This is a genomic window from Cedecea sp. (assembly GCF_036500665.1).
In the GTDB taxonomy this organism is placed as follows: domain Bacteria; phylum Pseudomonadota; class Gammaproteobacteria; order Enterobacterales; family Enterobacteriaceae; genus Cedecea.
In genome coordinates, this window is record NZ_DASYBS010000063.1 from 24,625 (window position 1) to 44,817 (window position 20,193).

The following is a 20,193-nucleotide window of genomic DNA, read 5'->3' on the forward strand; positions in this document are numbered from 1 at the left end:
CTTTTTCTTTCCCTCATTTTTGCTGAAAATAAGGCCCTTTTGCCACGGAATCCCGCACGATCATATCAGCGCTGTACAGCGTCTCTTTCGAAAGATAGCCGCCGTCCAGCATCGCCGTCAGGCGGTTAATCACCTCGTGGATCATCTCGCTCACCGGCTCTTTTACGCTCGACAGCGGCGGGGAGAGAAAAGCCCCGGTCGGGATATTATCAAAGCCGATAACGGAAACATCGCCGGGCACCGACAGGCCAGCCTGGCCGAGCTTGCTGATGGCGCCGATGGCCATCTCATCGTTACTGGCGACCAGTGCGCTGAAGGGCTGCTTCGTTGAGAGCAGGCTTTCAACGCCGGCCGCGCCGCTGGCGGGCGTCCATTTTCCGGTCACAATCAGCGCTTCTCGTACCGGCAGCCCTGCTTGCTCAAGCGCTTCCCGATAGCCCGAAAGACGCTCCCTCGCGGTAGGGGAGTCAAGTACGCCGGTAATAAAAGCAATATCCTGATGCCCCTGGTCAATCAGGTAACGCGTGGCGTTGAAGCTGGAGCCTTTATGGTCGCAGCAAATACAGTGGCTTTGGTGTTTGCGCAGCTTACGGTTCATCACCATGATCGGCTGCTTGTGCCGTTCAATCAGCGCATCCATCTCCTCCACGCTGAGAAAGCGGGGATAAACGATCACCGCATCGCAGTGTAAATCGAGCAGGAACTGCACCGCTTCCTGCTCTTCGCGGGCGCTGTGTTTTCCGTCGACCAGGATCAGCTGCCGCCCGCTGGCCTCCAGCTTTAGCGCGGCCTGGGAAAGCAGTTCGCTAAAATAATTCCCGCTGTACAGGGTGTTGGTCACCACCAGGCCGATGTAGCCTGATTTGCGGGTCGCCAGGTTGCGCGCCAGCAGGTTAGGCCGGTACCCCGTCTCCTGAATCGCCTGATACACCTGGTTTTTAGTGGCTTCGCTCACGTAGCCCTTTCCTGACAGCACGCGCGAAACGGTCGCCTTTGACACGCCTGCTTTTTTCGCCACTTCCTGCATTGTCGACATGAAGGGTTCTCGTAAGTTCGTCATTTCTGACCATTTTACACATTTCCCCGCCTCGGCGCAGTGTGGACTGAATCTCGACATGAATCACATAATTTGATCGCCAAAAAAATAATCATTGTGATCTTATTTTTAACTACACATGATTATGTGGAACCGGTTACCTACGAAATCATAACAAGAGAGTTTCACCTCATGGCGAACAAGTACGAGACAGTATCCCGGCAGATTGTCGAGGCGTTAGGCGGCGCGGAAAACGTGGTGGCGGTAACCCATTGCATGACGCGGCTGCGCTTTGTATTACAGGATGATGCAAGGGTGGACAGCGCCCGGCTAAAGGCTATCTCCGGCGTGCTGGGCGTGGTGAAAACTGACCAGCAGTGCCAGGTGATTATTGGTAATACGGTGTCTCAGGCTTATGCCGAAGTGTTGAAGCATTTGCCGGAAGGGGCCGGAGACAGGCCGCAGTCTGGGGCAAAAGGCAAGCTGACCCTGAAACGTATTGGTGCCGGGATCCTGGACGCGCTGATTGGCACCATGTCTCCGCTTATCCCGGCCATTATCGGCGGCTCGATGGTCAAGCTGCTGGCGATGATCCTCGCGATGACCGGGCTGTTTGAAAAGACCTCCTCCACGTTGATTATTCTGAACCTCATCGGCGACGGTGCTTTCTTCTTCCTGCCGGTGATGGTGGCGGCCTCCGCTGCCGTGAAGTTTAAAACCAATATGTCGCTGGCGATTGCTATCGCCGGGGTGCTGGTGCATCCGGCATTTATTGACCTGATGGCAAAGGCGGCGCAGGGGCAGTCGGTTGATTTTATGGGTATTCCTGTGACCGCCGTGAAGTACACCTATACCGTTATTCCCGCGTTGGTGATGACCTGGCTGCTGTCGTACATCGAACGATGGATTGACCGTATTACGCCTGCGGTGACCAAAAACTTCCTTAAGCCGATGCTGATCGTGCTGGTTTCCGCCCCGATAGCGATTTTGCTGATTGGGCCATTGGGGATCTGGATCGGCAGCGGGATTTCTTCGCTGGTGTATACCGTACACGGCTACCTGGGCTGGCTTTCCGTGGCCATTATGGGGGCGATATGGCCGCTGCTGGTGATGACGGGCATGCACCGCGTGTTTACGCCGACGATTATCCAGACCATCGCTGAAACCGGCAAAGAAGGCATGGTTATGCCTTCAGAGATTGGTGCCAACCTGTCCCTCGGCGGCTCGTCTTTGGCCGTTGCCTGGCGGACTAAAAACCCGGAACTGCGCCAGACCGCGCTTGCTGCCGCCGCGTCGGCAATTGTGGCCGGTATTTCTGAACCCGCACTTTACGGGGTGGCGGTGCGGCTGAAACGCCCGCTGATTGCCTGCCTTATTAGCGGCTTTATTTGCGGTGCCGTAGCCGGTATCGGCGGCCTTGCCAGCCATTCCATGGCCTCTCCGGGGCTTTTCACCAGCGTGCAGTTCTTCGACCCGGCCAACCCGATGAGCATCGTTTGGGTGGCGGCGGTAATGATTCTGGCCGTGGTGCTCTCGTTTATTACTACGCTTATTCTCGGGTTTGAAGATATTCCCGTTGAGGATGCAAACGCGAAAGAGCAGGGCAGCAGCGCGGCATTTGTTCGACCAGATAATGCAGTAAAAACACTTTAAACAGAGGTAAAAATGGCTGAGACAGCTTTTCCAAAAGGATTTTTGTGGGGCGGTGCTATTGCGGCGAATCAGGCTGAAGGCGCGTATCAGGAAGGCGGGAAGGGGCTGAGTACCGTCGATATGATCCCTCACGGCGAAAACCGCCTTGGGGTAAAACTCGGGGTGGATAAGCGTTTTGAGCTGCACGCCGATGAGTTCTACCCCAGCCACCAGGCGATAGATTTTTACCATCGCTTCAAAGACGACATCGCGCTGATGGCCGAAATGGGCTTCACCGTTTTCCGCACCTCTATTGCGTGGAGCCGTATTTTCCCGAAGGGTGATGAAACCACGCCAAACGAGCAGGGCATCGCGTTTTACCGCGACCTGTTTGCCGAGTGCAAAAAGCACAATATCGAACCGCTGGTCACGCTGTGCCACTTCGACGTGCCGATGCACCTGGTGCAGGAATACGGTTCATGGCGGAACCGTAAAATGGTGGCGTTTTTCAGCCGCTACGCCCGTACCTGCTTTGAAGCCTTCGACGGCCTGGTAAAATACTGGCTCACCTTCAACGAAATCAACATCATGCTGCATAGCCCGTTCTCCGGCGCCGGGCTGGTGTTCGAAGAGGGGGATAACAAAGAGCAGGTGATGTACCAGGCCGCGCACCATGAGCTGGTCGCCAGCGCGCTGGTCACCAAAATTGCCCACGAAGTTAACCCGCAAAACCAGGTTGGCTGCATGCTGGCGGGCGGCAATTTCTATCCGTACAGCTGCAAACCCGAAGACGTTTGGGCGGCGCTGGAGAAAGATCGCGAAAACCTGTTCTTTATTGATGTGCAGGCGCGCGGTGCTTACCCGGCCTATGCCGCGCGCATGTTCCGTGAGAAAGGCATTGCGATTGTCACCGAGCCTGGTGACGACGAGATCCTGAAGAACACCGTCGATTTTGTCTCCTTCAGCTATTACGCCTCACGCTGCGCTTCGGCAGACATGAACGAGGGCAACACCAATCCGGCGAACATCATTAAATCGCTCAAAAACCCGCACATTACCTTCAGCCAGTGGGGCTGGGGTATCGATCCGCTCGGCCTGCGCATCACCATGAACATGATGTATGACCGTTACCAGAAGCCGCTGTTCCTGGTGGAGAACGGGCTGGGCGCGAAGGACGAAGTGAATGCGAAAGGGGAGATCAACGACGACTACCGCATCAGCTATCTGCGCGAGCACATTAAAGCGATGGGCGAGGCGATTGAGGACGGTATTCCGGTCATGGGCTACACGTCGTGGGGCTGCATTGATTTGGTGTCGGCCTCAACCGGCGAAATGAGCAAGCGCTACGGCTTTGTGTATGTGGACCGTGATGATGAAGGGAAGGGGACGCTGGCGCGTACGCCGAAGAAGTCGTTCCACTGGTATAAGAAGGTGATTGCCAGCAACGGCGGGGATCTGGAGTAGTTTTCCCCTCACCCCGGAGGCTGTCTGTTATACCTATTTTCCTTTCAAAATTTTCCAGGGGAGCTCTTAAGTCTGGTCGTTGTTCCGTTCACCTTTATATCTGTTTTCCCTGCACTTTCAGCACACGGTGAACGTGTCAGGTGGCATTACGTCATGCCCCCTGACAACCCCCGGCGCCCGGCGAGCTCATCGCCACTGAAGCGGTAAACCGACCGGCTATCACCCAAACATTCGGGGTCGTTCGCGATTCGTTCCCGACGATCGCTCTCTTTCGCTGCTCCCGGCAGCTCAACCCCGTCTGAGTTGGGTCATAACCGGGGGCGATGAGAGCCGGGGAGCAATTCCACCCTCACCCCGGCCCTCTCCCTTCCAGGGAGAGGGTTAGGGTGAGGGTCTTTATCAGAACGCCAGAGAACCCTGCACGAAGAAGGTGCGTGGTTCGCCTACGTATTTACCGGAGTTATTGTCGTTTGAACGCGTGTAATAACGCTGATCGAACAGGTTTTTAATCCCGGCACCCAGTTTCAGATGGGACAGCGACGGCCCGAAGTCGTACTCGCCGCGCATATTCCACACCATATAACCTGCGATGTTACCAAACTGCCCGTCCGCGCTTTCGTCGGTGATGTAGTTCGGCCCGGTACCCGGAGAGCTCTGCTTAGACTGCGCGAAGCTGTCCAGATTCCACACCCAGTTGCCGGTCGCGTAGCGCGTACCCACGGTGTACACCTGGCGAGAGTAGAACGGCAGGTCTTTACCGGCGAAGTCGCCTTTGTCGCTGGTGGCTTTGGTATAGGTGTAAGTGGTGTACACGCTCACGCCGTCCAGCGCACGGTTTACTTCACTCAGATCGTAATTCAGCGCCAGTTCCAGGCCCTGATGCTTGGTCGCGCCGAGGTTCGTCCAGCCTACGATGTTGTTGATGTACTGCAGCTGATCGTTGAAATCGATGTAGAACAGCGTCGCTTCGGCTTTCAGCGAAGTATCGTCGTAGCGCGTACCAAACTCATAGGTGTGCGCTTTTTCCGGGGTCAGGCCGGCTGCTGGCTGGTTGCCGCTGCCGCCACGGGTCAGCTGGAAGTACTGCATGCTGCCGAAGGAAGTGCTGGCGTTGGCGAACAGTTTCCAGGCATCAGACATATGGTACATCACGCTAAGAGAAGGCAGCGGCTCGCTGTAGGTCTTCTCGCGGTCGATGTTCTGGAAGGCGTCGCTGGTGTGCGTTTTGATGCTTTCATAGCGCAGGCCCGGCGTAATCGTCCAGTTGCTGACGTTAATTGCATCATCAATATAGAAGGCGTTAGCCGCGGTACCGCCGGAGCTGTGCTGATAGTATTCGCTCATTTCCGGTTTGTTAAAGGTGGTGGCAGGGTCATACGCTTTTGGCGTGCGGTAGCCCTTCTCGTCCGACGTTTCGTTCAGGTAGCGGTAGCCCAGGGTGACCTCGTGAGACATATCCCAGAAGCGGAACAGCTGAGAATAGGTTGGCTCAATGGCCCAGGTCGAGTAGTTACGCGGTGCGGAGTTCAGCGTGCGTTTGTTACCCTTGAAGTACTCCAGATCGCTGCTGCGGTAGCTGTCGGTGAAGTAGGTCAGGACTTCCAGCTTTTTGTCATCTTCGGTGTGCTTGTATTTGAAGGACATGTCCTTGCGGCGGCCTTCAAAACGGTCCCAGCGACGGTCAGACTGGAAAGGATCCTGCGCATATTGCGCGGTAGTCAGGCCGCCCGGCATGCCGGACTGTGCTTCATAGTAGTGGAAGTTAGCCTGTAGCTCATCGCGATCGGTGAAGTTATATTTCGTCTTCAGCATGAAGTCGTCGATGTCGGTATTGTCGTTGCTCTCGCGGTAGCCCTGGCCGTGCAGGCCGGAATAGAGCAGCTCTGCGCCAAAGCCGTTGTCCGCCGTGCCGCCGACGGAAGCGCTGGTCAACGTCTTCAGACCGCCGTGGCTGGCGCCCTGAGTCTGCGCGCTAACGGTGCCGCCGAACTCTTTTGGAATGTCGCGGGTGACGAAGTTAATCACGCCGCCCACGTTTTGCGGTCCATAACGCACCGCGCCGCCGCCGCGAACCACGTCAATGGATTGGATATTGCCCGTGCCCAGTGGCGCCATGGAAAGCTGCGGCTGGCCGTATGGCGCAACCGCCAGCGGAACGCCGTCCATCAGGATGGTGGAGCGTGGAGACAGGCGAGAAGTCAGGCCACGTACGCCTACGTTAAGGGAGATATCACTGCCGCCGGTGCCGTTGCTGTCACGCACCTGCACGCCAGGAATGCCCTTCAGCGCATCGGCAAGCGTCTCTGAGCCCTGCTCATGAAGCTGCTGCTCGGTGACGATTGAGCGGGCGCCAGGGTGGTTAAGCAGCACGGTGCTGGTGTCTGGATTATCCAGCCAGTTGCCGACAACGGTAATGTCATCAGCGGGTTTTTCTGCGGAAGTTTTATCAGTTTGAGTGTTATTTGCAGCGAGAGCTGGCAGCGCAAAGGCTATCGCGCTTGCCACGAGAGAGACACGAAAAAGGGGACGCATCATCATTCCTTTACAACATGGGTTTGCTGTTATGAGTTTTTTTGGAAATGACAATCTTAATGATAATTATTTTCAAGTAAATAGTTTTGTTGCGGAATAATTCGGGATAAGACGAAAAGTAAGCAAAAAAAGCCGAGCCATTGAGGTGGCCCGGCATGTTTTTGATTTATGGGGTAACCCAGAAGACGCCGCTGTAGTCCAGGGCGGTGAACTGCTTGTGAACCTGCTCAATATCGGCCTGTGGATCGATGTCTTTGAACAGATCGGGATGCAGGAACTTAGCGATGGTTTCTACCGCAATATAGTTCAGCGGAGAATCGTAGAATTGATGGTAAATCGCCATCACGCGTTTCTCTTTGACCGCCGTCAGCACGTTAATCCCGGTGCGGTTCATTAGCCCTTTCAGCTTTTGTTCGGCAACGGCTTTGTCGGCCATATAACCCAGCGGCACAGCCTTGGGCGCACGGTTTCCGCGGTTCCAGTCGGCGCCGGTCATCAGGTAAAAATCCGGGTTGCTGGTGATAACCTGCTCGGTATTCACCTGGCCGCTCATTTCCGGGAACAGTTTGCTGCCCACGTTGTTGCCGCCGGCGGTATCAATAAACTGGCCGTAGCTGCCTTTGCCGAAGGTCTGGCAGCATTCATCGCCGCGGATACCGGCAGCGCGTTCAATAAACACGCTTGGGCGCTGCTCTGGCTTCAGCGTGGCAACGCGCTCGCGCACCAGGTTCATTCGCTGCTGGTAGTGTTGAATAAAAGCGTCCGCGTTTTTCTGCTCATCAAACACTTTGCCCAGCAGTTCAATGCTCGGCAGAGTATTGGTCAGCGGCTGCTGGCGGAAGTCGATAATCAGCACCGGAATGCCGACTTTTTCCAGCTGGCTCAGGACGCCGCTGTTTTTCAGCTTGGCCAGCACGCCGATATCAAAAATGATCAAATCAGGCTGCAGCGTAACCGCTTTTTCGACGCTGAAATCCGTGTAGTACGGGTTTTCAAACATCGTGATTTTGCTCACCTGTGGGAATTTTCTCGCGTAGGCATCCGCCAGGTCAGGCGCTTTGGTTTTCAGCGAGTTATCCCAGGCAATGATGTTTTCCAGCGGATCCTTCGGATGAATAATGTTGAGCGCCAGCAGGGCTCGTGCATCGGCCAGCATTACACGTTTGGCCGGATGCGGCAGCGTCACTTCCCGGCCCGCTACGTCGGTAACAACAATCGGTGCGGCATGGGCAGCACAGCTCAACAACGCAACGGCAGCGAGCAGCCAGCGAGCTTTGGCGGTAAACACTGTGAACATGGGTGACCTTAAAAACGGAAAAATTTTGGAAGGGAATGATAATCGATCTCATGCCGTTTGGAACGGGGCGGCAGGAATTTTTCTGGTAACGAAAGATGCCCGATGGGATGTGCAGCGGAACCAGAATCCCGTTATCTCTACTTAAGGGTTTTGCTATAGCGGCGATTTAAAGTTCCACAGGAGAACCCACATGTTTACCGTTTCAAACAATGCAGCCCAGGGGCGGCATTTGCACGCGTCGAATGCCCAGACTCCGGCCACGGTGTTTCAGCACGTGCCATCATTGGGACAGAAAATTGGCGCCGGAAGCCAAAAAGATGTCTTTCACTCGCGCCAGGACCCGAGAAAGTGTCTGTGCCTGTTCAGGCCCGGCACGACCGGCACGATTTCTGCGGAACAGTATGCTTTAAAGGAGCTTGAAACCACCAGGCAGCTTAAGCAGCTCGGGTTCCCCGTCGTGGACGCGCATGCCCTGGTTAAGCATGGCGATAGCGTGGGCGTTGAGAAAGACTATATTCACCATGCTTTTGACTCTGAAGACATCGTGAATAATAAGAAAAGCCTGCCTGATGATAAGAAATTCAATCAAAACGTGCTGGCGGACTGTAATGCCATCATTAACAAGCTGAAAAACCATGAGGTACATATCGACGACCTGCAGTTTTTAGTCGATAGTCATGGTCGCGTACTGATTAACGATCCGCGCGATGTCATTCGCTCGTCGCCGGATAAAAGCATCAGTAAAGTTAACGAACTGCGTGCTCACGCTTTAAATAATCTGCTGGATATTGATAGCGATTAATCTCCGGCTTTATAGGGGCTTATCATGCCCGCGATGCAAATAATACCGGTGATGCCCGACAATGACGGATTTGCTTCGCTAAAAGCGCAAAGCATCGCGGAGAACTTCAATATGCTGCGGCGTCTTGAAGCCAACTGGCTTAGCGGGGATAACCGTTTTAACGCCCCCGGAGAAAAATTGCTGGGTATCTTTGCCGGTGAAGAACTGGTCGGCATTGGCGGCCTTAATCGCGACCCGTTTTCAGAAGATGAGCGTGCGGGACGTATTCGACACCTGTACCTTAGCCCGGCCTGGCGGGGGAAAGGGGTAGGGCAGCAACTGCTGCAGGCCTTACTTTCTGGCGGGCATGGCTGGTTCGATTTTTACAACACTCATGCCCCCGAACACGCCTTTCATTTTTATGAGGCAGCCGGGTTTCAGGCCATTTCCGGTGAGGAGAGGGTGACTCACCGGTTGTTTATTCGTCGCTAGTTTTAGGTAAACCGGCGGCCAGTTTAGCCGGACACAGGTTTTTGAGTCTCTCAATCAGCCAGCGCCCGGCGGGGCCGGGTGGAGAGGCTATGGGGTAGACGCCGAACATCGGCAGCGCGAGGCCGCCCGGCGGCACATCCTCAATGTTCAGCCGCACCAGTCGCCCTTCGCGAATATCCCGCTCCACAACGTGCGACGGCATGCTGCCCCAGCCGAGGCCGTCGAGCAAAAAGGCATGTTTGGCGAGCAGATCCCCCAGCCGCCAGGTGGAGGGCGACATCACGCCAAACTCTTTACCTTTGGAAAGCTCGGAGCGGTCGGTCAGCACCAGCTGAACGTGTTTGGTGAGTTCGGCCTTTGGTACCATGCCTTCGAACTGCGCCAGCGGATGGTCGGGAGCGGCGACCATCACCAGCGAGACCCCGGTCAGGCGCTCTCCGGTTAACGACGCAGGCATATCCGGCAGTGAACCGAGAATGCCAATGCCCGCGCTGCCGTTAAGCACGGGCTTATAGCCGCCGCCAAGCGCCTCAACAAACAGGCGCAGCGGCGTGCCGGGAAACTGTTCGCGGAAGGCCTTTGCCGCCGAGGTCATTGCCTCCAGCGGGAAGAAAACATCCACCACTACCGACAGTTCGGACTCCAGCCCCGACGACATTCCCCGCGCCCGAGCCTTCATAAAATCAACGCGAGAAACAATGCCACGGGCGTCGGCCAGCAGCACCTCACCCTCTGGCGTGAGCCTGGGATACCGGCCAGAGCGGTCGAACAGCTGCACGCCAATTTGCGCTTCCAGTCCCCTGATCAAATCGCTGATCACCGACTGGGCTCTATACATTTTGCGGGCGGCCGCAGAGAAGCTGCCTTCGTCGACGGCGGCGATAAAGGTGCGAAGTTGATCGAGCGAAATACCATCCAGCATCGGAGTTCCTGCTTAGCGGTGACCGGGTGAAGCGCAATATAGCCCGTCGTTCGGCCTTTGTCATCGGGGATGATGTATCGGCTGTGGCGATGGGTTGCATCGAAATATAACGGCTATTCGGGTAGGGAAGGCGATGGCATAGTGGCTGCCATGTTCAGCGAATTCTGAAGATTGAGCACCGCTATGTTAACGGCTTTTAAAAAACTCTTTACGCGCTTAACCCCTAAACAACGCTCTATTTCCGAGGCTAAAACGATGTCGACTATTCTGCATATTGATACCAGTGTTCTTGGCGGCTACTCCGTCAGCCGCCAGCTGTCGGCGGAGATTGTTGCTCGCCAGAAAACGCTGCACCCCGGTGCGAACGTGATTTACCGCGACCTGGTTCAGTCACCGGCTCAGCACCTGTCGGACAAGCACATTGCCGCTTTCCAGGGTGCAGAAGTGACCGACGCGGCGCTGGGCGAAGACCTGGCCGCTGGCGGGGCGTTCATCGACGATCTGTTCGCTGCCGACGTGATTGTCATCGGCGTGCCGATGTACAACTTCTCCATTCCTTCCCAGCTCAAGGCGTGGATTGACCGCGTCTGCGTGGCCGGGCGGACTTTCCGGTACGGCGCAAACGGCCCTGAGGGCCTGTTGCCAAAAGGCAAAAAAGTGTTTATCGCCTCTTCACGCGGCGGCCAGTACACCGGCGACAGCCCGGCGGCTTTCCTGGAGCATCAGGAGTCTTATCTGAAAGTGGTGCTGGGCTTTATTGGCCTGACCGACGTGACGATTATCCGCGCTGAAAACTTAAACCGTGGCGACGAAGCGAAAAATGCCGCGCTCGCCGATGCAAAAGGCCAGATTGCCGCGCTGTCCTGATAACGACACCGCGCATCAATCAATTTAACGGGAAATCCTGATGGACAGATACGCTACTAACTTCGCGACCGTGGGTCGCATCGTGATTGCCGCGATTTTTATCGTCAGCGGACTGGGGAAAATCGCTACGCCTGAGGCGACACAGGGCTATATTGCCTCGGTAGGGCTGCCGTTCCCGTTACTCGGGTACCTTATTGCCCTGGCGGCTGAGGTTGGAGGCGGCATCCTGCTGCTGGTGGGCTACCGTACACGACTCATTTCGGCGCTGCTGGCCGTGTTCACCGTGGCGACGGCGGTGTTTTTCCACCACAACTTTGCCGACCAGAACACCCTGCTGCACTTCCTGAAAAACCTGATGATTGCTTCGGGGCTGCTGCAAATCTCAGCGCTGGGAGCGACGTCTCTGAGCTTTGATACGCGCCGCCTGCAGCGTCAACTACGGTAATAGGCTTTGCCAGAGGCCTCTTATCCGGAGGCCTCAGATTGATGACAAACAGCCGAAAAACGTGGTTTTCGACTGTTTGGGGCAAACCAGAGAACATTATTCATTGTTTTTATTAGACCTGGGTTCGGACTTTTTTAGAGCAATGAACTTTGTCAGCAGTCTCAGGCCTCTTTTTGGAGGCCTCATTTTTTAGTTAAAACGCCCGCCAGATGAGCACCGCAATTCCGCCAAACAGCAGCCATTTAACGATGTAGTACACCGTCTTATTCCAGCTTTTGAGCTTCTTGCCGACGATACGAATCTGATAGATGTAACGGAACGCGCGGTTAATGCCGCCGATGCGGTCATTTTCATCGTTAGGCGCCGACGCGGCGCTCATCAAATTGCGTCCCAGCCAGTGATTGACCGCCTGGGCCCAGCGGTAACGCATCGGTCTTTCCACATCGCAAAACAGGATCAGGCGATTCTCACCGCTGGTATTTTCCGCGTAGTGAATATAGGTCTCGTCAAACAGCACGCCTTCGCCATCTCGCCAGCTATAACGCTTGCCGTCCACTTCAATAAAGCAGCGATCGTCATTGGGGGTTGCCAGCCCCAGGTGGAAACGCAGCGAACCGGCGTACGGGTCGCGGTGACGCGGCAGGCGGCTGCCGTCGGGCAGGGTGGCGAACATTGCGGCCTTGATGGACGGAATCGCATGCAGTAGCTCTGTTGTTTTTGGACACAGCAGGCTGGCCGACGGGTGGGCGTTTTCATACCACTTCAGGTAAAAGCGTTTCCAGCCGGTTTTAAAGAAGGAGTTAAAGCCGGCATCGTTAAATTTGTCGGCGGCTTTTATCTGCTCCAGCTTTTGCAGGTGAATACCTTCTTCGCGAATAACCTCCCAGTTATCACGTAAAGTGACGAGCTCGGGAAACGTTTCCGGCGTTAAGTAAGGCGTATTCGGTACTCGGGAAAAGAGGTACATAAAGCCGTTGAGCGGGGCGGTAAACGTAGAGTGGTCCGACAGCTGCCGCCAGAAGCGAAAGCGAACCCGGCCGCGATAATGCACATAGGCCACTGAAATAATAATGATGAGCAAAATGATATATTTCATATTGTTTTATCTAACCACTATGATTTTGAACATCCCTGCCGGGCGAAAGGCCCAGACTGCCATAAACGCACCTTTGCAAAGGCGCTGAAATAGAGCTTAGCAGCGGTTTTAGCGAAGTAAATGTTGCCTCGGAACAAGTTTCGGGCTTGTTTAAGATAAGGGGGGCTGGCATCATTCTTGGCGTGATTAACCTGTAGAGTTGATCACAACACATTGATTTAAATGACTCGGGGTGCCCTTCTTTGTGAAGGCTGAGAAATACCCGTACCACCTGATCTGGATAATGCCAGCGTAGGGAAGTCAGATGCCTGTCCGGTATCCCTTCTTTCACGCCGGACAGGAGCCTTACCTTGATGCAACCTGACCTGCTACCCGGCGCGACTGCCGCCTCTGTTTTACACCAACTCCGTCAGCATTCTCCGCTGGTTCACTGCATGACCAATGACGTAGTGCAAACTTTTACCGCTAACGTACTGCTGGCGCTGGGCGCTGCCCCGGCCATGGTCATTGAGGCCGAAGAAGCGGCGCAGTTCAGCGAATTTGCGAGCGCACTGCTGATCAACATCGGCACGCTGACTTCAGAGCGTGCGGCCGCGATGCTGGCTGCCATTCATGCCGCCAATAATGCCGGAACGCCATGGGCGCTCGACCCTGTCGCCGTAGGTGGCCTTGCTTTCCGTACGCGCTTTGCCCGCAAGATAATTCAACTGAAACCAGCGGCTATTCGTGGCAACGCCTCTGAGATCCTGGCGCTGGCGGGGGAGCAGGCCGGAGGGCGTGGCGTGGACAGCACCGACGATGCGCTTTCTGCTATTCCGGCGGCGCAAAAGCTGGCGCTTGAAACCGGGGCGGCGATCGCCGTGACCGGCGAAATTGATTACGTCACAGACGGAGAGAGAACGCTGGCCGTTACCGGCGGCGGAGAGCTGATGACGCGCGTAGTCGGCACCGGTTGCGCGCTTTCCGCCGTGGTTGCTGCATGTTGTGCTTTACCGGGCGACAGGCTGGACAACGTTGCCAGCGCCTGCCGCTTTATGTCGCTGGCCGGTGAACAGGCCATCGCCGCCAGCCGCGGGCCGGGAAGTTTTACGCCCGCTTTCCTCGACGCGCTTTATCATCTGAACGCGGAGGTGCTGGCATGAAGCGAATCAACGCCCTGACCATCGCCGGAACCGATCCAAGCGGCGGCGCGGGGATCCAGGCCGATTTGAAAACCTTCTCCGCGCTCGGCGCTTACGGCACGAGCGTGATCACCGCGCTGGTGGCGCAAAATACCCGTGGCGTGCAGTCCGTTTACCGCATCGAGCCTGAGTTTGTGGCGGCGCAGCTCGATTCGGTGCTCAGCGACGTGCGCATCGACACCACAAAAATCGGCATGCTGGCAGAGGCTGATATCGTTGAGGTCGTCGCGGAACGGCTGGCGTTTTACAAGGCGCAAAACGTGGTACTGGATACGGTGATGCTGGCGAAAAGCGGTGACCCGCTGCTGGCACCGTCCGCGATAGAAAGCTTACGCCGCAGGCTGTTACCGCACGTTGCGCTGATTACACCTAATCTCCCGGAGGCCGCGGCGCTGCTGGATGCGCCCCATGCCCGCAGCGAAAAAGAGATGCGCGAACAGGGTGAAGCCCTGCTGGCGATGGGCTGCGAGGCGGTACTGATGAAAGGGGGGCACCTGGACGATGAAGAAAGCCCGGACTGGCTGTTTACCCGCCATGATGTGCAGCGTTTTACCGCGCCGCGTGTACAGACGAAAAACACCCACGGCACCGGCTGTACCTTATCTGCCGCGCTGGCTGCGCTGCGCCCTCGTCATGACGACTGGGCGCAAACCGTAGCCGCCGCAAAAGTCTGGCTGTCTAAAGCGCTGGCGCAGGCCGATTCTCTCGAGGTTGGGCACGGCATTGGCCCGGTGCATCATTTCCACGAATGGTGGTAACTGTCGGTTAAGCGAGAAGTTTTTAGCCAGCATAATACCAATGGTACTATACTGGCTTCATCTTCCCTGCTGGACAATTGCGTACCATGGAACAGGCCCATCATCAGTTAGTTGAGCAGCTAAAACAGCGCTTTGCCGCCCCGGATAACGTCCCTCTGTACCTTAAATTTGTCGAAACGGTGAAAAACGCCGTGCGCTCTGGGCAACTGCCCCAGGGCAATATCTTGCCGGGCGAGCGCGATCTTAGCCAGTTGACCGGCGTTTCGCGTATTACCGTGCGCAAGGCGATGCAGGCGCTGGAAGATGAAGGCGTGGTGACGCGTTCGCGCGGTTACGGCACGCAGATTAATGCGACGCTTGAGTATTCGCTGAAAGAGGCCAGAGGGTTTTCGCAGCAGGTGGTACTGCGGGGCAAAAAGCCGGACACGCTGTGGGTTAACAAGCGCGTGGTGAAGTGCCCGGCAGACGTGGCGGAGCAGCTGGCTGTCCCCGCGGAAAGCGACGTTTTTTTGCTCAAGCGTATCCGTTATGTGGATGAAGACGCGGTATCTATCGAGGAGTCTTACGTGCCGGCAGGCTTAATTGCCGATCCGGATGAGATTGGCGTCTCGCTGTACGACTATTTCCGCAGCCAGAACATTATTCCGCAGCGCACGCGCAGCCGGGTTAGCGCCAGAATGCCGGACAGTGAATTCCAGACGCACATCAGGCTGGAAACGCCGGTGCCGGTTTTAGTCATCAAACAGGTGGCGTTCGATCCGCAAAACCGGCCCATTGAGTACAGCATCAGCCACTGTCGCAGCGATTTATACGTTTTCGTCTGCGAGGAGTAGGGATTGTTCTAGCTGCGCGAGTTTTGGCGCGCAGTCGCCGCCGCGGTGGCCAACCACATAGCTGGCAACCGCATTACCCAGGCTAACCGCTTCTTCCAGACTCCAGCCAGCCGCCAGGCCTGCCAGCGTGCCGCCCGCGTGGCTGTCGCCAGCACCGATGGTATCGACGACGGCGGTCGGGAACGGCGCGGCGATGCCCATTTGTTTGCCGTCGGCAAACCAGGCGCCTTCTTTATCTAACCGAACGATCAGCGGACTGGCGTAGTGGGTCAGCCACGCGCTGCAGATCGCTTCGATATTGTCAGGATCAACGTCAAGCCACTCCGCAACGATGGCGGCTTCCTGGCGATTCAGCGAAACAATCGGCCTGCAGGCCATAATCCTTGCCAGCAGCGGCTGGGGGATATCGGCAATGCGCGGGCCGAAGTCGATAAACGGCGTAATATCACGAAGTGATTCCAGCCAGCGGACGAGCAGTTCAGCGCAAGGCCCGGCGAGCTGGTAGCCGGAAAGCGACAGCAGCGTGCCGGGCGCGATAACTAAGGCATCAAGCCAGGCCTGATTCCACTGATGCTCCACGCCGCGGAAAGACATAAAGGTACGTTCCCCGTCGGGTTCAACCAGCGCCAGGCACCAGCCGTTATCCCCTGCATCGGTATGGATTTCGCTGCGGATTTGCTGTTTTTCGAGGCTGTTACGAATAATGTCGGCCCAAGTGCCCTCGCCAATCGGCAGCGCGTTCTGCGAGGCTATGCCCAGGCGCGAAAGCGTGATGGCGATGTTCAGCGCGCAGCCGCCGATGTTAACGCCCTGCTGATGCAGTTCGATATCACAGCCTCGCCACGGCAGGGCGTAGGCGTCGGCGATGACGTCAATCACTGCCGAACCGAGCACGCAGACCGGGCGCTGAGCGCTGAGCCGCGGCAGCTTGCTTAGCAGCTCATTTGGCTTCATGGCTGGCCTCTCTCTGCTGGCGGTAAGCCATAAAGATTCGGCTGTAGCGCGTGAAGTCGAGCTGGTTCTCTTCATCCAGCTCCTGTTTTAACGCCGGATCGATGCTTTCCACGCCATTAAGGGCGCCGCAGATGGCGGTTGCCATGGCGCCAATGGTGTCGGTGTCTCCCCCAAGGTTTGCGCACAGGATGGCGCAGCGGTTAGGGTCGGTTTTTGCCAGTTCGACCATTGCGATGGCGGCCGGAACGGACTCAACGGTGCTGGTGCCGGTGCCGACTAGCTGATAAATCTCCTCCATGGCCGATTCGGTACCGCGGGCTTTGCGGGCCACGCCGAGCGCAAGCTCCAGACGTGCAGCGAGGGAGGCGCTGAAGGTGGTGATCCGTTTTTCCTGCGCGTGGCGGGCAACGGAAGGCAGTTCATCGCAAATGGTTTCCCAGCTTGCACCGTCAATCGCGCGGGAAATTGCCCAGGAAATCACCACCGCACCGGCGATGGCCAGGTCAGACTTGTGCGTAGGGCTTGAGGCCAGCGCCACTTCGTCCACAAACTCATCAAGATTTGCCGTAGGCAGCATGCAGCCCAGCGGGGAGGCCCGCATAGCCGCGCCGTTGGTGACGCCGTTGTTTTCCAGCTCGCTGACCGGCGTGCCTTGTTTAATCGCATTCAGGGCTATTTTTGACGTCGGGCCGAGCACGTTTTTATTAAACGCATCGAACCCTTCTGCCCACGCCAGGATATGGCGACCAATGGCGTCCGGGTTGATCGCGCCGTGGTGCTCGATGATGGCATCCGCCAGCGCCAGCGCCATTGAGGTGTCGTCGGTAAACTTAGCGCGGGCAAAGTAACAGGCGGCGTTGTTTTCTGCCGGGCCCGGCAGGAACCGGTCTATCCAGCCAAAATGAGCCTTCACGCGCGAGCGCGGCCACAGTTCGGACGGCATACCCATCGCATCACCTAACATCTGGCCGTAAAAGGCTCCCAGAATACGATTTTCCATTGTTACGCTTCCTTCAATACTTTTTCAGATTCATCACCGGCAACGGCGATGGTAGCAATCTCTTTGTCCGACTCGCGGAAGAAGACCATGAACAGCACGGCGATGACGGCGATCATTATTGCGCCAAAGCCCCACATCCCCGCCCAGTTAAAGGTCTGGCCGTTCACCGGCGAGGCGTAAGCAAACATTTTTTCCATCATTTTGCCGCCGAGGCTGTAGCCCAACAGGCTGCCGAAGCCCTGGCAGCAAAGGGTGATCAGCCCCTGCGCCGCGGTGCGCATATATACCGGGGATTTCTTGTCTACGTAAATGTAGGCGGTGACGTAGTAGAAGTCGTAGCTCACGCCGTGCAGCAGGATGCCGAGGAACAGCAGGCCGTAGGTGAACAGGTGTGACGCGTCGCCGTAAACAAAGAAGCCGTAGCGAATGGCCGCCGTGACCAGACCAAGCAGTAAGACCTTTTTAATACCAAAACGCTTAGTGAAGAACGGCAGCGCCAGCATAAAGAAGATTTCGGAGAACTGGCCGAGGGTCATCCAGCCGGTGGCGTTGTGCATGCCGACTTCGGTCAGGTAGCCGTTGGCAAAGATGTAGTAAAACGCCAGCGGCATAGCAAACAGGAACGAACAGAAGAAGAAGACCAGGAAGTTTTTGTCTTTGAGCAGCACCAGCGCGTCGAGGCCCAGCATCACCTTCAGGCTTAATTTGCCGGTACTTTTTGGCGGCGTATTGGGCAAGAAGAACGCGAACACGCCCAGAACAACGGAACTGATAGCGGTAATCAGCAGCGGCACGTTGGTCGGCGAGATATCGCTGAAGCCCATCATCTGCGGCAGAAAGCCGCACACAATTCCGGAGGCAATCCAGCCGATGGTGCCCATCACGCGAATGCGCGGGAAGTCACGTTCCACGTCGTCAACGTTGGAAAACGCGATGCTGTTGGTGAGCGCAATGGTCGGCATATAGGTCAGCGAGTAGGCCAGCAGCAGCGGGAAGAAGTAGACAAACTCCGTTTGCTGCGCGGCCAGATACATCAGCCCGGCGCCGACGAACATCAGCAGCGCCAGCACTTTCTGGGCGGCAAAGAAACGGTCGGTTAACGAACCAACCAGGATGGGCGACAAAATAGCAGCGATGGCGGTGCAGGCGTAGGACCAGCCGATTTCACCGGCGGTAAAACCACTTTTGTTGAGGAACAGCCACAGGGGCACAAACCAGGCGCCCCAGATAAACCATTCGATAAACATCATGAACGAAAGGCTAATCGTTGTACGTTTCATGCTCAGGACCTTCATGACAGGTGTAGGGTGTGCCTTAACCATACCAATCAATAATACCTTTTAAATACCTTTGCGTCGATTCTATGATCGCCATTGCAAAAATAGCCGGAGTGGCCGCCTGGCGTTACGCCCGGAAAGGGTGCAAAAGTGCGCCTGAACTGGCGGATCTGCGCCGTGGATACCAGGCTTAGTGCTGCCCACGTTTTTACGGCGTGGCGCTGGATTTTTCTTGCGCAGCGGGCAGGGGGCTCGCTGCCGTTACGGGAGCGTATTATGACTGATATTGCGCAGTTGCTTGGCAAAGATGCCGACGGCTTGTTACAGCATCGTTGTATGACTATTCCGGCAGACCAGCTTTATCTGCCCGGCTCGGACTACGTTGACAGGGTGATGGTCGACAATAATCGCCCACCGGCGGTGCTGCGAAACATGCAGACGCTGTATAACACCGGGCGTCTCGCTGGCACCGGTTACCTTTCTATTCTTCCTGTGGATCAGGGCGTTGAGCACTCGGCGGGCGCGTCCTTTGCCGCGAACCCGCTGTATTTCGATCCGAAAAACATCGTTGAGCTGGCTATTGAGGCGGGCTGTAACTGCGTGGCTTCCACCTATGGCGTGCTGGCTTCGGTTTCGCGCCGCTATGCCCACCGTATTCCGTTTTTGGTTAAGCTGAATCACAACGAAACGCTGAGCTACCCAACCACCTACGACCAGACGCTGTATGCCAGCGTTGAGCAGGCCTTCAATATGGGCGCGGTCGCGGTCGGGGCCACCATTTACTTTGGCTCGCCTGAATCCCGCCGCCAGATTGAAGAGATTTCTGCCGCTTTTGAGCGTGCGCACGAGCTTGGCCTTGTCACCGTACTGTGGGCCTATCTGCGTAACTCAGCCTTTAAAAAGGACGGGGTGGATTACCACGTCAGCGCCGACTTAACCGGCCAGGCTAACCACCTTGCGGCAACCATCGGGGCCGATATCGTGAAGCAGAAAATGGCGGAGAATAACGGCGGTTATAAAGCGGTAAACTTTGGCTATACCGACGAAAAAGTTTACAGCAAGCTGACCACCGACAACCCTATCGATCTGGTGCGCTACCAGCTGGCGAACTGCTACATGGGCCGTGCCGGCCTTATCAACTCCGGCGGTGCCGCGGGCGGTGAAACTGACCTGGCGGATGCGGTGCGTACGGCGGTGATTAACAAACGTGCGGGCGGCATGGGGCTTATTCTGGGGCGTAAGGCGTTCAAGAAATCGATGGTTGACGGCGTGAAGCTGATTAACGCCGTGCAGGATGTTTATCTGAATGAGAAAGTGACCATCGCGTAAATTATCGCATAATCTAAAAAAGTCCTCCGATATGGGCTGCCCCTATTGGTGGACTTTTTTATAGGAGTTTTTTTGCGGTTGGGTTATTTCCATCATCCCGGCATTCTTCTTGCCTGCGCCGTCTCTTAGCCATAAATATGCTCCATGAAGGATCGGCTAAAGTTCCGTTCACCTCCAGTCCTGCTTCACATGTCACCACCGAATCGGTGAACGTCTCGGGAGAATCACCGTCATTCCCCCGAGACCCCAGACTCCCGGCGAAATAAATCGATCGCTGAAGCGGCAGACCTCCGTTTT

Annotated in this window: 19 protein-coding genes and 1 riboswitch; of the genes, 10 read left to right on the forward strand and 9 right to left on the reverse strand. The window is 56.3% G+C overall.

Annotation, left to right across the window (positions count from 1 at the left end; translation table 11 throughout):
* Window positions 1-13: 13 nt before the first annotated feature.
* Window positions 14-1,060 carry a LacI family DNA-binding transcriptional regulator gene (locus VGM55_RS10430; protein ID WP_331635412.1) on the reverse strand — a complete coding sequence of 349 codons (1,047 nt, stop codon included), beginning with the start codon at window positions 1,058-1,060 and terminating at the stop codon, window positions 14-16.
* Between the two features lie 168 nt (window positions 1,061-1,228).
* Between VGM55_RS10430 and ascF the strand changes: the two genes are divergently transcribed.
* The gene (gene ascF, locus VGM55_RS10435) at window positions 1,229-2,689 is read left to right on the forward strand and encodes a PTS cellobiose/arbutin/salicin transporter subunit IIBC (RefSeq protein WP_331635413.1); all 1,461 of its coding nucleotides are present in this window, start codon (window positions 1,229-1,231) and stop codon (window positions 2,687-2,689) included.
* A 12-nt stretch (window positions 2,690-2,701) separates the two neighbouring features.
* A complete protein-coding gene (locus tag VGM55_RS10440; protein ID WP_154188017.1) occupies window positions 2,702-4,132 on the forward strand; it encodes a 6-phospho-beta-glucosidase in 1,431 nt (476 codons plus the stop codon).
* Between the two features lie 399 nt (window positions 4,133-4,531).
* Here the strand turns inward: VGM55_RS10440 and VGM55_RS10445 are convergent, their stop codons facing one another.
* On the reverse strand, window positions 4,532-6,664 hold the full coding sequence (locus VGM55_RS10445; RefSeq protein ID WP_331635414.1) for a TonB-dependent siderophore receptor: 2,133 nt from the start codon (window positions 6,662-6,664) through the stop codon (window positions 4,532-4,534).
* Window positions 6,665-6,830: 166 nt separating this feature from the next.
* Window positions 6,831-7,961 carry an ABC transporter substrate-binding protein gene (locus tag VGM55_RS10450; RefSeq protein WP_154188016.1) on the reverse strand — a complete coding sequence of 377 codons (1,131 nt, stop codon included), beginning with the start codon at window positions 7,959-7,961 and terminating at the stop codon, window positions 6,831-6,833.
* 190 nt (window positions 7,962-8,151) lie between these two features.
* On the opposite strand from VGM55_RS10450, the gene hopBF1 reads away from it, so the two are divergent.
* Both hopBF1 and VGM55_RS10460 read left to right on the forward strand, forming a co-directional pair.
* Complete coding sequence (hopBF1, locus tag VGM55_RS10455; RefSeq protein ID WP_154188015.1) at window positions 8,152-8,763, forward strand: T3SS effector protein kinase HopBF1; 612 nt, start codon at window positions 8,152-8,154, stop codon at window positions 8,761-8,763.
* Between the two features lie 24 nt (window positions 8,764-8,787).
* Window positions 8,788-9,234 (forward strand): GNAT family N-acetyltransferase, encoded by a 447-nt coding sequence (locus tag VGM55_RS10460; protein WP_154188014.1) that lies wholly within the window; start codon window positions 8,788-8,790, stop codon window positions 9,232-9,234.
* On the opposite strand, the gene VGM55_RS10465 is transcribed toward VGM55_RS10460, so the two are convergent.
* Window positions 9,221-10,156, reverse strand: coding sequence for a LysR family transcriptional regulator (locus VGM55_RS10465; protein ID WP_154188013.1), 936 nt, complete (start codon window positions 10,154-10,156; stop codon window positions 9,221-9,223). The two genes, VGM55_RS10460 and VGM55_RS10465, sit on opposite strands and share 14 nt — an antisense overlap.
* Window positions 10,157-10,411: 255 nt before the next feature.
* Between VGM55_RS10465 and VGM55_RS10470 the strand changes: the two genes are divergently transcribed.
* The gene (locus tag VGM55_RS10470; RefSeq protein WP_331635415.1) at window positions 10,412-11,023 is read left to right on the forward strand and encodes an FMN-dependent NADH-azoreductase; all 612 of its coding nucleotides are present in this window, start codon (window positions 10,412-10,414) and stop codon (window positions 11,021-11,023) included.
* 40 nt (window positions 11,024-11,063) lie between these two features.
* On the forward strand, window positions 11,064-11,468 hold the full coding sequence (locus tag VGM55_RS10475; protein ID WP_331635416.1) for a DoxX family protein: 405 nt from the start codon (window positions 11,064-11,066) through the stop codon (window positions 11,466-11,468).
* 193 nt (window positions 11,469-11,661) lie between these two features.
* On the opposite strand, the gene lpxO is transcribed toward VGM55_RS10475, so the two are convergent.
* A complete protein-coding gene (gene lpxO / locus VGM55_RS10480; RefSeq protein WP_038481175.1) occupies window positions 11,662-12,564 on the reverse strand; it encodes a lipid A hydroxylase LpxO in 903 nt (300 codons plus the stop codon).
* Window positions 12,565-12,782: 218 nt separating this feature from the next.
* Window positions 12,783-12,879: riboswitch (TPP riboswitch) on the forward strand.
* A 38-nt stretch (window positions 12,880-12,917) separates the two neighbouring features.
* Between lpxO and thiM the strand changes: the two genes are divergently transcribed.
* The 3 genes from thiM to VGM55_RS10495 all read left to right on the forward strand — a co-directional run bounded on the left by thiM (window position 12,918) and on the right by VGM55_RS10495 (window position 15,336).
* Window positions 12,918-13,706 (forward strand): hydroxyethylthiazole kinase, encoded by a 789-nt coding sequence (gene thiM / locus VGM55_RS10485; protein WP_331635417.1) that lies wholly within the window; start codon window positions 12,918-12,920, stop codon window positions 13,704-13,706.
* Window positions 13,703-14,503: a bifunctional hydroxymethylpyrimidine kinase/phosphomethylpyrimidine kinase gene (gene thiD / locus VGM55_RS10490; protein ID WP_331635418.1), complete on the forward strand. Its 801-nt coding sequence runs from the start codon at window positions 13,703-13,705 to the stop codon at window positions 14,501-14,503. The genes thiM and thiD overlap by 4 nt, the downstream gene beginning before the upstream one ends.
* Before the next feature lie 86 nt (window positions 14,504-14,589).
* Window positions 14,590-15,336 carry a GntR family transcriptional regulator gene (locus tag VGM55_RS10495; protein WP_154188007.1) on the forward strand — a complete coding sequence of 249 codons (747 nt, stop codon included), beginning with the start codon at window positions 14,590-14,592 and terminating at the stop codon, window positions 15,334-15,336.
* On the opposite strand, the gene VGM55_RS10500 is transcribed toward VGM55_RS10495, so the two are convergent.
* Genes VGM55_RS10500 through VGM55_RS10510 form a run of 3 tightly spaced genes read right to left on the reverse strand, consistent with a single transcriptional unit; the run spans window position 15,310 to window position 18,585 of the window.
* The gene (locus VGM55_RS10500; protein WP_331635419.1) at window positions 15,310-16,290 is read right to left on the reverse strand and encodes a PfkB family carbohydrate kinase; all 981 of its coding nucleotides are present in this window, start codon (window positions 16,288-16,290) and stop codon (window positions 15,310-15,312) included. The genes VGM55_RS10495 and VGM55_RS10500 overlap by 27 nt on opposite strands.
* Entirely contained in the window at window positions 16,277-17,290 is a 1,014-nt protein-coding gene (locus tag VGM55_RS10505) for an ADP-ribosylglycohydrolase family protein (RefSeq protein WP_154188005.1), read from the reverse strand. Before VGM55_RS10505 ends, VGM55_RS10500 begins: the two co-directional genes overlap by 14 nt.
* 2 nt (window positions 17,291-17,292) lie before the next feature.
* Window positions 17,293-18,585 (reverse strand): nucleoside permease, encoded by a 1,293-nt coding sequence (locus tag VGM55_RS10510; RefSeq protein ID WP_331635423.1) that lies wholly within the window; start codon window positions 18,583-18,585, stop codon window positions 17,293-17,295.
* A gap of 258 nt (window positions 18,586-18,843) precedes the next feature.
* On the opposite strand from VGM55_RS10510, the gene fbaB reads away from it, so the two are divergent.
* On the forward strand, window positions 18,844-19,896 hold the full coding sequence (fbaB, locus tag VGM55_RS10515) for a class I fructose-bisphosphate aldolase (RefSeq protein ID WP_061277987.1): 1,053 nt from the start codon (window positions 18,844-18,846) through the stop codon (window positions 19,894-19,896).
* 58 nt (window positions 19,897-19,954) lie between these two features.
* Here the strand turns inward: fbaB and VGM55_RS10520 are convergent.
* The coding region (locus tag VGM55_RS10520) for a hypothetical protein (protein ID WP_331635420.1) at window positions 19,955-20,193 on the reverse strand (239 nt) is incomplete at its 5' end.